Origin of the sequence: Shewanella sp. SP2S2-6 (assembly GCF_031931965.1) — a bacterium.
Lineage (GTDB): Bacteria > Pseudomonadota > Gammaproteobacteria > Enterobacterales > Shewanellaceae > Shewanella > Shewanella baltica.
Map to the genome: position 1 here is coordinate 40,532 of NZ_JAUOEQ010000001.1, position 13,042 is coordinate 53,573.

12 protein-coding genes are annotated in these 13,042 nt (G+C 46.4%); 6 read left to right on the forward strand and 6 right to left on the reverse strand.

The window, feature by feature from the left end; translation table 11 throughout:
• Positions 1-26: 26 nt before the first annotated feature.
• A complete protein-coding gene (gene pstA / locus Q4Q57_RS00190) occupies positions 27-1,685 on the reverse strand; it encodes a phosphate ABC transporter permease PstA (RefSeq protein WP_311889188.1) in 1,659 nt (552 codons plus the stop codon).
• A gap of 59 nt (positions 1,686-1,744) precedes the next feature.
• The gene (locus tag Q4Q57_RS00195) at positions 1,745-4,003 is read right to left on the reverse strand and encodes an ABC transporter permease subunit (protein ID WP_311889190.1); all 2,259 of its coding nucleotides are present in this window, start codon (positions 4,001-4,003) and stop codon (positions 1,745-1,747) included.
• A gap of 200 nt (positions 4,004-4,203) precedes the next feature.
• Here Q4Q57_RS00195 and Q4Q57_RS00200 point away from each other — a divergent pair, with 200 nt between their 5' ends.
• Complete coding sequence (locus Q4Q57_RS00200; RefSeq protein WP_311889191.1) at positions 4,204-4,704, forward strand: ACT domain-containing protein; 501 nt, start codon at positions 4,204-4,206, stop codon at positions 4,702-4,704.
• Positions 4,705-4,857: 153 nt separating this feature from the next.
• Here the strand turns inward: Q4Q57_RS00200 and Q4Q57_RS00205 are convergent, their stop codons facing one another.
• Together Q4Q57_RS00205 and Q4Q57_RS00210 are read right to left on the reverse strand one after the other, a co-directional pair.
• Positions 4,858-5,745 (reverse strand): DMT family transporter, encoded by an 888-nt coding sequence (locus Q4Q57_RS00205; RefSeq protein WP_012088774.1) that lies wholly within the window; start codon positions 5,743-5,745, stop codon positions 4,858-4,860.
• A 100-nt stretch (positions 5,746-5,845) separates the two neighbouring features.
• Positions 5,846-7,000, reverse strand: coding sequence for an alpha/beta hydrolase-fold protein (locus tag Q4Q57_RS00210; RefSeq protein WP_311889193.1), 1,155 nt, complete (start codon positions 6,998-7,000; stop codon positions 5,846-5,848).
• 257 nt (positions 7,001-7,257) lie between these two features.
• Here Q4Q57_RS00210 and Q4Q57_RS00215 point away from each other — a divergent pair, with 257 nt between their 5' ends.
• Complete coding sequence (locus tag Q4Q57_RS00215; RefSeq protein WP_311889195.1) at positions 7,258-8,079, forward strand: DUF2797 domain-containing protein; 822 nt, start codon at positions 7,258-7,260, stop codon at positions 8,077-8,079.
• Positions 8,080-8,308: 229 nt separating this feature from the next.
• Positions 8,309-8,878 carry a hypothetical protein gene (locus tag Q4Q57_RS00220; RefSeq protein WP_311889196.1) on the forward strand — a complete coding sequence of 190 codons (570 nt, stop codon included), beginning with the start codon at positions 8,309-8,311 and terminating at the stop codon, positions 8,876-8,878.
• A gap of 112 nt (positions 8,879-8,990) precedes the next feature.
• Here the strand turns inward: Q4Q57_RS00220 and Q4Q57_RS00225 are convergent, their stop codons facing one another.
• Both Q4Q57_RS00225 and Q4Q57_RS00230 read right to left on the reverse strand, forming a co-directional pair.
• Complete coding sequence (locus Q4Q57_RS00225; RefSeq protein WP_261273805.1) at positions 8,991-9,386, reverse strand: VOC family protein; 396 nt, start codon at positions 9,384-9,386, stop codon at positions 8,991-8,993.
• 158 nt (positions 9,387-9,544) lie between these two features.
• Positions 9,545-10,147, reverse strand: a complete 603-nt coding sequence (locus Q4Q57_RS00230; RefSeq protein ID WP_220777320.1) for a DUF4136 domain-containing protein — start codon at positions 10,145-10,147, stop codon at positions 9,545-9,547.
• Between the two features lie 302 nt (positions 10,148-10,449).
• On the opposite strand from Q4Q57_RS00230, the gene Q4Q57_RS00235 reads away from it, so the two are divergent.
• The 3 genes from Q4Q57_RS00235 to Q4Q57_RS00245 all read left to right on the forward strand — a co-directional run bounded on the left by Q4Q57_RS00235 (position 10,450) and on the right by Q4Q57_RS00245 (position 13,042).
• The gene (locus Q4Q57_RS00235) at positions 10,450-11,043 is read left to right on the forward strand and encodes a LysE family translocator (protein WP_311889201.1); all 594 of its coding nucleotides are present in this window, start codon (positions 10,450-10,452) and stop codon (positions 11,041-11,043) included.
• 27 nt (positions 11,044-11,070) lie between these two features.
• Positions 11,071-11,622 carry a DUF1415 domain-containing protein gene (locus Q4Q57_RS00240; RefSeq protein ID WP_259563268.1) on the forward strand — a complete coding sequence of 184 codons (552 nt, stop codon included), beginning with the start codon at positions 11,071-11,073 and terminating at the stop codon, positions 11,620-11,622.
• 418 nt (positions 11,623-12,040) lie between these two features.
• On the forward strand, positions 12,041-13,042 hold the full coding sequence (locus Q4Q57_RS00245) for a hypothetical protein (protein ID WP_311889203.1): 1,002 nt from the start codon (positions 12,041-12,043) through the stop codon (positions 13,040-13,042).

The following is a 13,042-nucleotide window of genomic DNA, read 5'->3' on the forward strand; positions in this document are numbered from 1 at the left end:
CCTAATACTTTCAGGATAATCGCTGATTAGTGCTCAAGCGAACGATATTTTTCACGCAAGTGGTTACGTACGCCAATGGCCGTCAAGTTGAGTGCCACAATCACAGACACCAGCAAGAAGGAAGTTGCATACACCAGAGGACGTGCCGCTTCAACGTTAGGACTCTGGAAGCCCACATCATAAATATGGAACCCTAAGTGCATGAACTTACGTTCTAAATGCACAAACGGGAAGTTAAAGTCCAGTGGTAATGTTGGGGCTAATTTCACTACACCCACCAACATCAATGGTGCCACTTCACCGGCAGCGCGGGCGACCGCTAAAATCAAACCCGTCATGATAGCTGGGCTCGCCATTGGGATCACAATGCGCCACAGTGTCTCAGCTTTCGTTGCGCCCAGTGCCAAACTACCTTGACGCACCGCACTTGGGATTCGGCTCAAACCTTCTTCGGTCGAAACGATAACCACAGGCAGAGTCAAAATCGCTAAGGTCAATGCCGACCAAATCACCCCTGGCGAACCAAAGGTCGGTGACGGTAATGCTTCAGCGTAAAACAGTTGGTCGATAGAGCCGCCCATCATGTAGACGAAGAAACCTAAACCAAACACGCCATACACGATTGATGGCACACCCGCTAAGTTGATTACCGCAATACGGATCATCTTAGTGATTGGGCCTTTCTTAGCGTATTCATGTAAATAAACCGCCGCGACCACACCAAATGGCGTCACAATAACGGCCATTAGCAGCACCATAAAAACGGTACCAAAAATCGCCGGGAAAACGCCGCCTTCAGTGTTAGCTTCACGCGGGTCGTCACTCACAAAACGGCCGATACCGACGAACCATTTACCAATTTTACCGATTAGGCTTAAGTGGTTCACATAAGTCACATCCAGCACTGTATCTAGCTTAAGCTCGACTTCTTCACCGCGCATATCACGCACGATAACAGAATCTCGCGCCGCGTCATCACGCAGGGTAAATAACTCTTTTTCAAGCACTAAGTAATCTTTTTGCAGTTGCGCTCGCTTGGCCACTAAGTCAGCTTTATTGCTGTCGGTCAGTTCGCCATCAAGCTCGTAACGACGCTCCTGTAAACGCAGCTTTTCAATGGCGTAGTTAATCGAGCCAATGTCTTGCTTCTGCAAATCTACCGCTTTGTCCGATAAGGCCACAGCGCGGTCGATATGCTCCATTAAGGAGGATTCAATCGCATCGTTAACTAAATCCAGACGCTTGCCATTTTCAATCACAGCGATTGGATAACCGTAGAAGTTACCGTTTTTAGCCCGCTCAATCATGGCAACATCGCTTGGCGTAGAACGGCTCAGAATGTCAGTGCCTAATATCCAGCGGAAATCTAGCCCTACAAATTCGCGGTTACCGGTTTTCACTAAGTAACGGGTCACGAACTCGCCAGGATGTTCCTTAAACACATGGCCCGCAGCAATCAAACGCTCAGTCGGTACTTCTTCCCTATCGTAAACTTCACCAATTAAGGTTGAACGTACACCCGTGTTATCTTCGAGTTCCCACTGGTAAACCGTTGCTGGCCAAAAGTAACTTAAGCCACGCCAAGCGATTAACAGTAATAAGCCTAAGACGGCAATCAAACTGATGCTCACCGCACCGCCCGTCATCCATATCCATGGCGAGCCTGATTTTACCCACTTACCCATTGCACAAACCTCTCAAGGTCACTGGCGAAATAGTATTTAATGTCATTGTCTTATCCCCGTTACAGCGAGCTATAGCGTTCACGTAGACGCTGTCTCACCACTTCTGCAATGGTGTTAAAGAAGAATGTAAAGATGAATAGCACGAACGCCGCGAGGAAGAGCACACGGTAATGTGAGCTACCGATAGCCGACTCAGGCATTTCAACCGCAATGTTTGCTGCCAAGGTTCGCATCCCTTCGAACACACTCCATTCCATAATGGCGGTGTTACCGGTGGCCATCAGTACGATCATGGTCTCGCCCACAGCGCGGCCTAGGCCCATCATGATGGCCGAGAAAATACCCGGACTTGCGGTTAACAACACCACGCGTGTCAGTGTCTGCCAAGGCGTCGCACCTAAGGCTAAGCTGCCGTTCGATAAATGACGTGGCACAGAGAAAATCGCATCTTCCGCGATAGAGAAAATCGTAGGAATAACCGCAAAGCCCATGGCGATCCCCACTACCAGCGCGTTACGTTGGTCGAAGGTGATGCCCAGTTCGTTGGTGATAAATTGACGGGTATTACCATCAAACAGCGCCACTTCGATGATAGGGCTGATGGCAAAAGAGAACCAACCCACGAAACAGACCACAGGGATCAACATCAGCTCTTGGTACACTTCGGGTAAACGTTGTTTCCAAGCTGCAGGTAACTGACTCCAGCCATAGGCCGAAGCGAGAATCGAGGTCGGCAACAGGGTCAGTAAAATCAAAATACCGGGGAGATGTTCTTCAATCAGCGGCGCTAACCACAGACCCGCCAAGAAACCTAAGATAACCGTCGGTAAGGCTTCCATGATTTCGATGGTCGGTTTAACGAAACCGCGCACCTTAGGCGACATAAAGTAAGCAGTGTAAATCGCACCGGCAATGGCTAAAGGCACGGCAAACAACATGGCATAAAATGCCGCTTTCATCGTACCGTAGGCCAATGGCATTAAGCTCAGCTTAGCTTCGAAATCATCAGACCCCGAAGTCGATTGCCATACGTATTTAGGCTCTGGATAACCTTCATACCACACCTTGTCCCACATAGCGCTCCATGACACTTCTGGGTGGGAGTTTTCCACACTGAAGATATGCAGCTTTTTGTCCGCCTCAACGACTATGCCGTTTGAGCGTGGGGTAAAACCCATTTTACCGGGGTTTTTAAGGTCAAATTTTTCGTCAAACAGTTCACGATGACTCGTGGTGTAGAGCAAAGTCAGCTCGCCCTCAGGGCTCACAGTCGCAAAACTCTTACGGTAGAATTCAGAGGTAAGTGACTCGATAGGCGGTAAGTCATCAAACTGGCGGATTTCTTGATATAAACGCCCTTTTGGACCACTGACTTGGAAGTACTGGGCCACAATACCTGTGTCGTAGCTGACCAGTAACGAACTCGCGCCCGCCAGCAAAGCCACGTTATTCACTTGAGCTTTAGCACGTTCAACATCAATCACCTGCAGCAGATCTAAGCTGTCAGTATCACGGATGTCGTACACAAAGATTTTATTGCCAGTTTGCAACATCAATTGACGTTGATCTGGCGTCATCAGCTCATGGGAGACTTTCTTCGGAGCATCTTGAATTTGTGACGTCGTAGACACCCACTCCACTTCTTCAGTCATCATGTTCTCTTGCCCTTCGAGGCGAGTCAGGCGCCAAACGCCGCTCTCATCTTGATAGGCAAAGCTCATTTTGTCTGAACTGTAGGTGAAGGTCAGTTTATGAATCGCACTGCCCGTTTCATCGACTGTAATTGGGGTTTCGCCTGCGGGATAACGCAGTTTAGGCGTGATTAAGCGCTTGTTGTTTGGATAACTTAAACCAAACTCTAGGCCAGCCACTAGGACCTGACCATTACTTAATCCCAGCGCAAAACGCTGTTCGCTCGGCACGGCAACTGCGGCACTGGTCACAGTCACGCCCGCTGGCAATGGCGGTGTAAAGCTAGAAAGTAGGCTACCGTCGGCAACGGTATAGAAGTCCACTTGGCCATCAACGGCCACACGGTACATCACCTCATTTTGCTCTTCAGCGCCCACCATTAAAGTAGGTACATCCGCATGCTGATAGCTCACCGTTTTAACCGGCGTAACATCAGCACTATCGAAAATGGGTTTAATCACATACAACAGATAAAAGAAGATCAACAATAAGGCGACAAACACCATAGTGCCGCCGATAGTGACGCCGATTTGCGCCGCTTTATCCTTAAATGCCCTGCGATTCGAGCGTCCGCCTTTAAGCATACTGTGCGATGCAGAACCAGGTTGAGTGACCTGACTTTCCATTAAGAACCTCTATTATTAATAGCCAGCGAGTTTTTTCGCTAGGATTTGCCGAGTGCTATGCTTACACTGTTTGAACGTAAACTGAGCAATAACAACATCCTTTATTCTAAGTGCGTTGGATTATATGACGCAAAGATGACAGTTGTGTTACACCCCGTTTTAAAACAGGTGCCTTTTACAAAAAATAGGAGTCAGTCACTATGCTACGATATTTAATCACACTACAAGCACCTGATAGAAAAGGATTAGTAGAACAAATCGCCCATGCAGTGAGCCGCCACGGCGGCAACTGGCTCGACTCAGAATTACGCCATATCGACGGTATCTTTGCCGCCATTCTGCTGCTCGAAGTGCCTTCCTTGCGTATGGACGAACTCATTGAGGCGCTGGAGTGCATCGATAGCCTTACCCTCACCTACGCCAAAACCTCGGTCGCCCTTAAGCCCATCAAACGTTTAAGCTACAGCCTAGTGGCCTACGACAGACCCGGACTCGTGCTCGATATCTCAAATAAGATCAACGCCCTTGGCATCAATATCGAGCAGTTTAGTAGCCAATATGAAACCGCTGGCCACACAGGTATCGCTCTGTTTCGGGCGACTATCGGCCTTGGACTCACAGATCTCGCCCAAGAAGAGCAACTGTTAGCATCCCTCTATGCCCTGGGTGATGATCTCGTGCTCGATAGATTAAGCCGTTAACCTTTACGACGAGCTAACACTTATCACACTCGGCACATTTAGAGCGTGCATTTGCCATAGCACTTTCAAACAGCACTTAAATGGCACTTAAAAACGATTTGAAGATGCTAAAAATACAAACGCCGCTAAGCAGATGCCAGCGGCGTTTTTTGTTTAAGTCACTTTTTGATGCCGAGATTTGACTAAGTAACGCAGCGGCACTTGGGAGATCAACATCCCCAATAACATCAAGCCACAGCCGAATAATGCCCGCACACTCAAACTCTCATCGAGGAAGATAATGCCACCAATGGCCGCAAATACCGTTTCTAAACTGAGGATAATCGCCGCATGGGCTGGATGCGCATTTTTCTGTGCTAACACTTGCAAGGTATAAGCAATCCCCACCGAAATCAGCCCAGCATAGAAGAGTGAACCCCAAGCCGCCATCACACCATCGAGCGTGGTGACTTCAATCACTGCCGACACCATCAAACTCAGCACGCCGCAGACAAAAAACTGCATCATGGCTAACACCACGGGCGAAATCCGCTTGGCAAAATGATCCACCGCCAGAATGTGCAATGCCCAAAACAAGGCGCCCACCAACTGCAAGGCATCGCCATAACCTATGCTCATACCATCTTTAACGCTTAAAAAATACAAACCGACTGCGGCAATCGCGCAGCCAAGCCAAGTATTCAAGCCTGTTGTATGTTTTAGCGCTAACCCAAGCACAGGCACTAACACTATATATAGACCAGTGATAAAACCCGCGTTCGCTGCTGTGGTGTATTGCAAACCGACCTGTTGAAATGACGCGCCCGCAAACAGTAAAACCCCGACCAGCAAACTGCCGCGCACTAAATCCTTAGGCGCACTCACATGCAGCTTATTTTGCCGACGCAAGTACCACACCAAAGGCACTAAACTAAACGTCCCCATTAAAAAGCGAATACCATTAAACGCAAAGGGGGAAAGATGTTCCATGCCTAAGGTTTGGGCAACAAATCCAAAGCCCCAAATCGCGGCGGCAAGCAGTAATAACAGGTTGGCAGGCAAGATAAATTCTCAGTAATCAAAAAGATCACAAGATTACCTAGCGGCGTGAGACTTGTCCAAACATGTTGCAACTTTGTAGTTAAGCCCTCTCTTGGAGCGGTTACTTTTTCGCTCGCAACTGCAAGTGTTTAGCTTGACTGAGGATCTCATTTAAAAACACGGAATCCGTTTGTTTTGCCAGTAGCACGGCTTTATCGGAGGCTTTAATCGCCTGCTCAAGCTGCCCATCCAGATCATAGGCGGTCGCTAAACTGTCCCACAACACCTCTGAATTGGGGAACATGCGCGTCCCTTCTTCAAGAATTTCAACGCCCCAAGCCGTTTTTTGTTCATAAGTGGCTTTGAGTCCATAAACATTATATTGCTGAGCAAAGAGTGGAAATTCATAGCCGAACTCAGCGCTCTTTTGTCGATAGAAGTGTTTTATGTCCTTGAGTGGCATAACGGCAATTTCAGGCACAGCATTCCAACCGGTAAAAAGGGTCTTTAATGCCTCAATATTGCCAACCAGCGGCGTACTGTCGTGGGTTTCATCGGGGAAGTGTTTGTAAAACCAATGCAGTTGCTTTGATGCGTTACCCGTTGAGTTTGCACCTAAGCCGTCTTGCAACTGCTTAATTTGCGCCGCAAACGCGCTTGCCATTTCATTGGGTTCACTTGCCATACTCAAAAACCAGCGTAGTGGTTTTGCACGCTTAACGTGTAATAACTCGGCCGACTTAAGCACTAGCCAATCACTGTCCCACCATAAACTGGGACTGATTGAAATCACCGCGTCAAATTGGCTATTTGGCGTCAAAGCCACATAACTCGTAAACAGCCCAGCTAAGGAATGGCCCGTAAGTATTTGATAATCCGAGGTGCGGTATTTTTTGCCTAATTCGCTGAGTAGCTCTTGCTCTAAAAATTGCCTGAACTGTTCAGCATCACCGGAGTTGTCTTTAAATTTAGCGATTCGAGTCGGCGTGAAATACTTCATCCGTTGATTCGAACTCACGCCAACGGTGATCATTTCCGGAATAATGGCATAAGTACTTAAAAAGCCGACATTCGCCGCCACATGCTCAAATTGGGTCGAGCCATCTAATACGATTAATACCGGATAGTTAAAATCGTTGGAATGCGCATAGGTATCTGGCAAATGGATTTGTAAGTTGATGTCATCATTCAATATTTCTGAATGAATTACCGTCTTATCCGTCTGTGCGAAGACAGCCGTTGAAAAGAAAAACATCAGCACTAAAACCAATCGCATAAGTACACCTCCATTTGTAATGCTGGGTAACTTACTGGTTTTCATCATAAGACTCAAATCATTACCCTCAAAAAGTCTGATTAAGATGATGGAGTTGAGTACAGTTTACAAAAACTCACTTAGCAAAAAATCCTATCTAAACTGACTTTGATAATCTTGTATACTGACAGCCAAGCAATGACGATATAACGAAAGCGTGCACTAGACCGCATGATGAGCGACTAAGCTGCACCAGAACGCAACACATTAGGATTACCATGTTAGGAACGCTAAAGAAGATGCGCGTACAGTTAGATGACGCGCAACAAGTGCAATATCAACTCGTTGTCGGTGATAAGTTACTCCCGCTTAATCCATTGATAGGCAAGCAATTAACTTTGACCCACACGGGCAATATCTTCTGCTGCAACTGCGGTAAAAAGAGCAAGAAGAGTTACTCGCAGGGCCATTGTTTTGTCTGTATGCAAAAGTTGGCGAGTTGCGATATGTGCATCATGAAGCCGGAAACTTGTCATTACGACCAAGGCACTTGCCGCGAACCAGAGTGGGCCCAGAGCCACTGTTTTGTGCCGCATTATGTATATCTGTCGAATACTTCGGGCGTTAAAGTCGGCATTACCCGCCACACTCAACTGCCCACCCGTTGGATTGACCAAGGTGCCACCCAAGGTTTGCCGATTTTTAAAGTGTCAACAAGGCAACTCTCAGGCTTAGTAGAAGTAGAATTGGCCAAACTGGTGAACGATAAAACCCATTGGCAAGCGATGCTCAAGGGCCACGCCGATGATATCGATTTAAATGCTAAAGCTGCAGAACTGATCCCGCAAATTGAGGCTAAGTTGCACGAAATCGGCATGCAAAAAGGCGATTACAGTATCGAGCGTTTAGATGAAACGATTCAGTCAATTCACTATCCCATCGACACCTTTCCGAAAAAGATCACTTCCCACAACTTCGATAAAAATGAGGTGGTAAGCGGGATTTTACAGGGGATTAAAGGTCAGTATCTGATCTTCGATACCGGTGTGATTAACATTCGTAAATTCACTGCCTATGAAGTGAGCGTGGAGCTAATATAACTTCATTTTTATTCAATTCAGTGTGTTGCTATCTGTCATGGTTATCAACACACTGATAGCGAAACCTCGGCATGCTCATGCTGAAGCATTGAAACTGTGCCAGAGCATAGGTTAATTGATTGCCGCCGTCTCGTTATTACCCCGAGGAACTCGAGCCTTGCCTCCGTATGGATGAAAGTGGCGCTTGGCTTCCCCAAAGTAAAAAACATCTTTATATGGAATATTTTTGATGAAACAAGGACCTCAACATTTTATCCGTCGCTGTGCATTCCAACAAAAATTACGTAGTAAGCAATCTGGAATATTTTTGCTCTTGATAATCCCGCTGATAATAGCAAGCGGTCCTTGGAAGGAACTGACTGCATCGCTTTCGACAGAACCATGGGATATAGGATTTACTATTGTTGTCGTTTTAGCCGTTGTGGTGGCATTTTTCTTCGTCTTCATGATCATTTCTGAATCGATAAGACTAGGCAAAGCCGCTAAAAATGAACAAAGGAAATTAGCCGAAGCGGGGCCAGATGGCTATTACATTGATATCTATCAAGAAGGCCTCGTTTTTCATGTTTACGATGCCGAATTTCATCTTTTTGAGATGAAGCAGCAGTTTGTCCCTTTGGATGACATTGCCAGTACAAAATACTCAAAACGCAGAGGCATACGTAGCTTCACGATCAACTTTGCCCACATTTCCGGCCAAGTGTCGTTCACGCCTAGGGAAATAAATGTGGATGATTTTGATTTTATAAAGGAATTTCTTGAGACTCATATTTCCAACCGAGGGAATAAGCCAGCTTAAGATAGGCTGGTTAATTAAACATAGGCGCGCTGCCTTGCGTACAGCTTAGGTCTCACGCAATGCGCGCTATTATTGGACAAGCTTGGTTTAGAGGAATGTGCAAGAGGATGCACTAACCTTGCGCTTCCATATGAACAAGTTCCCAGATATGCCCATCGGGATCTTCAAACGCATGGCCATACATAAATCCTTGCTCTTGCGCTTGACGATAGGCTTTGCCATCATGCTGCTCGGCAAGCTTAACCAAGTGATCGACACGCTCTCGACTGTCGCAGTCTAGGCAATTGAGCACTTCTGTCGTGGTATGAGCATCCGCAATCACCTTATCGGTAAAACCAGAGAAAAAAGGCTTAGCCAGCAGCATCACATAAATATTGTCCGCAATGACGACGCAGGCAGCCTGCTCATTGCTGTATTGCTCATTGATGCCAAAACCAAGACCTGAGTAGAAAGCGCGTGAATCCTGAACGCTCTCGACTGCCAAATTAACAAAGATACTTTGCGCCATAATAATCTCCCTTTATAAGTGCTAACCGGACGTCAGACTAAGTCCTATAAACAGGACGGTAAATCGTCCTGTTTATGCTTGTTACAGCCTAAACTATGATCACTAAAAGAATAAAGCGAGTATCTCACTCGCCTTATGATTGCGCCTAGTTGACGGCATTATTGCACCGCATGGGTGACGGGCAGCGCTGACAACATTTCATCGATTAAACCATCGAAGCGGGTTTTGACTTCATCCATATCTTTAATGTTGGCAAAGCCTTGGGCAAGGACTCGCCATACCATTTCAGAAGATTGCCCCACGATCGCTGTCGGCTTAAAAAGGCTAATGAGTACTGAACCCTTATCGTATTTTTTAGGATCCACACCTTGGTTTGACAGACCCGGCACTAAGCCTGCAGCGGCCAATATCTGCTCGTCAGACATTTGTGTACCCATGGCAACCCCAAAACCTACTTGGAAGTCAGCGAGTTGCGTATCTTCTACCCAGCGATACCCTTTCGTCAGTAGCACCTTTTTAAGGGTATCCTGCATATGTTGCTGGACTTGCTGTTTATCGAGCCTAGGATCAACAAAGATTTTCTGTAAAGTGGGATGCCAACTGTAGGTCATGGCGCTCGGCGGTAATTGGCTCAAATCTCCCGAAGTCACGACTGTGGTTCGCAACACCTGCGAATCCTCCACACTCACACAGGCCGTCAACACGGCCAAACTGATGGTTAAAAGCGTCAATAAACGCCCAATTTTCTGTGGTAAATACATGATCTTTCCCTTATTGCGATTTTTACAGCTTAAGGATAGTTGCTATTTCTCAGACTGAAAGTCTATATGCATCATGGTGTTAAATCGTGCTTATTGACAAGGACTACGGTAAGACAATCACCCCGGTCCAATTCGTTATGATTTGTTACTTATAAAGCCCACCCTGCGTATAGGCGCGGTTCCGTTTACCCGCTAGAATGCTTCGCTTAACGTCAGTGATAGTCATACTTCGGCACGTAAATTCGAGGTAGATTTCCCTATCATAATGCCAAAAACGACAACAAAAGGTGTGAGTTCTATCCATGGAGTTAATACTCGCTATCGCGCTATTCGCCTTCTCATCGGGGATCACCCCAGGGCCGAACAACATTATGCTGATGACCTCAGGGGTTAACTTTGGCGTGAAACGCAGTATTCCGCATCTGCTGGGAATAAGCCTTGGCTTCCCAACTATGATCCTCGCGATCGGCTTGGGCTTAAGCGCGCTCTTCCAAAGCTATCCTATCATCCATCAAGTGATTAAAGTCGTCGGTATAGGTTACCTTTTGTATCTGTCTTGGCTAATCGCCAACAGCAGTAGCAAGATGGAAGGCAAAGCCATTGCCAAACCCTTTAGTTTTATTCAAGCCGCAGCGTTTCAATGGGTGAATCCTAAGGGCTGGATCATGGCGGTGGGCGCAATTGCAACATTCACGTCAGTGCAGCAAGATTTAACTCCGCAAGTGATTACTATCGCAACGGTATTTTTATGTGTCGCCTTCCCCTGCGCCATTGTGTGGCTCGGTTTTGGCGTTGCCCTTAAGCGCATTTTAAAAAATGAGCGCCAACAGAAGATCTTCAATATCACTATGGCAATCTTGCTTGTGGCGTCTATCATCCCTATGATCGCCCCCTAACTTTTGTCAGCACGAGCCACGACCACCATGAACGAAATCGACATGATCATTGAACAAACCGACAACTGGGTCAAAAAAGTGATCATGAAATACAATATTTGCCCCTTCGCCAGACAAGAAGTCGAGCGCGGCAGTATTCGGTATCTGGTGGTGGAACAAACCAAAGTCAAACTCGTGCTTAAGGCATTGATTGAAGAGTGCCAATACCTCGACGCCCACCCAGAAGCCGAAACCACGCTGTTTATTCTGCCCCGAGGTTTTGAGGGCTTTTATGCCTATCTCGACCTCGTCGACATGGCAACCGATACGCTTATCGAACACGAGTACGAAGGCACATATCAACTCGCCACCTTCCACCCAGACTATTGTTTCGATGGCGAACCACAGGACGGGGCAGCCAACTTCACCAACCGCGCGCCCTACCCAACCCTGCACATCATCCGCGAAGCCAGCATGGAGCTCGCTCTCGCCAGTTACACAGATCCCGAAACCATCCCAGAACGTAACATTGCCTTTTGCGAACGCAAAGGCAGCGACTTTTTTGTTAAGTTGTTAGCAGAGTGCATGGGGAAATCCTAGCGCAAATTGCTGGTCTCACGCTTTCAGGCATTCCACAATATTAACCTTACGCTTCGAACTATAGCTTCATTGCTATTGGATAAATGCTGCAATTGCTATCGATAAGCCAAGCTAATGAGGCGCAGTCAATCCAGTGACTCGCCATAAAAATGCTGCTATGAGCGTGATTGCGGCATCCGTTGTATAGAGAAGTATCGATATCACGAGCACATCATTGCAAAATCACGCCTGTTCAAAAATTAATTTTTACTATTAAAAATCAATAAATTAAATAAAAATTAAGATTAAATTATTATTTAATTCACTTTTGTTTTTTGACCTCCTTTATACCGATACCTAAATTACGCCGCAGTTGTAACGGTTGTCGTTACTTAATTTAAGTTAAGGCTAGCTTAGCCATTATTGTTAAGGGTGTTTTATGTTGCGTTGTGTATTACTCGTTGCTGCGTTAAGTTCAGTGTTGATGGGATGTGGTGGTTCAAGCACAGACAACAGTACAAAACCCAAGCCCGATGAGAATGGCGGCACTAAAGCCAAAAGTAGATATGCTGAAGGGATCTATTTGCTCAGCTTGGCACAAGACGAAGGCGATTTTATTCGTGGTAACGACGGTTATAGCCAATATGTAGGTGTTGGCTTTGCACTCGACCTCTATCCTTCTCAGCAAGAGTTGCAAGCCAGTGTAAAGCAAGTCGGAAAAACTACAGCAGACTGGTATAACATCAATGCAAAAGCAAACCAATTAAGCGCATTTGACAATAATATCAAAGTTAACTTTTGTAGCCGCGATGGACTAGGTAAGTGCACTATCGAGCAATCCAGTATTGAGCGTGGCGATACTTGGTTAACTCCGCTATCGAATGCTCATAGAGCACAATTGCAAGCCAATCAATTTGCCGACAATATCGAACCGCTGTTCACCGATAAAGGATTTACGATGCGTGTTAACGATAACCCACAGTTATCGGCACTATTAATCCAAGTCAAAGCAAGACCTTTAACCGCGGCATTGATGACAAGCTTACTGCCAAGTCAGTGGGAAACGCCCTCTGCTTATGGCAGTCCACTAGACTATGATATGTACAAGTTTACCCGTGATGGTTCAGCTCCCGTGCAATTGACTGCATCAATGACTGATGCGCAAGGTAATCCACAATGTATCGCAGTGGGGGCGGTAAGTGCAAAGCAGGGACTTATTATGCATTTTGATTTAAAAATCAATGATTCAGAAAGTGTACCTTGTCAGCAATACCTACAACAACAAGGTGCGAGTGCAGAGTTAGTGCGTGCAATTATTTCTAATCAAACTATCAAGATAGGCTTTATTGAGGATGCCAAAGGCGAGGATATTATGGCCATCAATCACCTTGCTGGTGCCCATCCAGTCGGTGGTGCAGGGTTACTGACAAAGCAGCATTAA

Excerpts from the sequence above, each read along its gene's own strand:
- pstA (WP_311889188.1), bottom strand. The coding sequence starts at position 1,685 with ATGGGTAAGTGGGTAAAATCAGGCTCGCCATGGATATGGATGACGGGC.
- Q4Q57_RS00195 (WP_311889190.1), bottom strand. The coding sequence starts at position 4,003 with ATGGAAAGTCAGGTCACTCAACCTGGTTCTGCATCGCACAGTATGCTT.
- Q4Q57_RS00200 (WP_311889191.1), top strand. The coding sequence starts at position 4,204 with ATGCTACGATATTTAATCACACTACAAGCACCTGATAGAAAAGGATTA.
- Q4Q57_RS00210 (WP_311889193.1), bottom strand. The coding sequence starts at position 7,000 with ATGCGATTGGTTTTAGTGCTGATGTTTTTCTTTTCAACGGCTGTCTTC.
- Q4Q57_RS00215 (WP_311889195.1), top strand. The coding sequence starts at position 7,258 with ATGTTAGGAACGCTAAAGAAGATGCGCGTACAGTTAGATGACGCGCAA.
- Q4Q57_RS00220 (WP_311889196.1), top strand. The coding sequence starts at position 8,309 with ATGAAACAAGGACCTCAACATTTTATCCGTCGCTGTGCATTCCAACAA.
- Q4Q57_RS00225 (WP_261273805.1), bottom strand. The coding sequence starts at position 9,386 with ATGGCGCAAAGTATCTTTGTTAATTTGGCAGTCGAGAGCGTTCAGGAT.
- Q4Q57_RS00230 (WP_220777320.1), bottom strand. The coding sequence starts at position 10,147 with ATGTATTTACCACAGAAAATTGGGCGTTTATTGACGCTTTTAACCATC.
- Q4Q57_RS00235 (WP_311889201.1), top strand. The coding sequence starts at position 10,450 with ATGGAGTTAATACTCGCTATCGCGCTATTCGCCTTCTCATCGGGGATC.
- Q4Q57_RS00240 (WP_259563268.1), top strand. The coding sequence starts at position 11,071 with ATGAACGAAATCGACATGATCATTGAACAAACCGACAACTGGGTCAAA.
- Q4Q57_RS00245 (WP_311889203.1), top strand. The coding sequence starts at position 12,041 with ATGTTGCGTTGTGTATTACTCGTTGCTGCGTTAAGTTCAGTGTTGATG.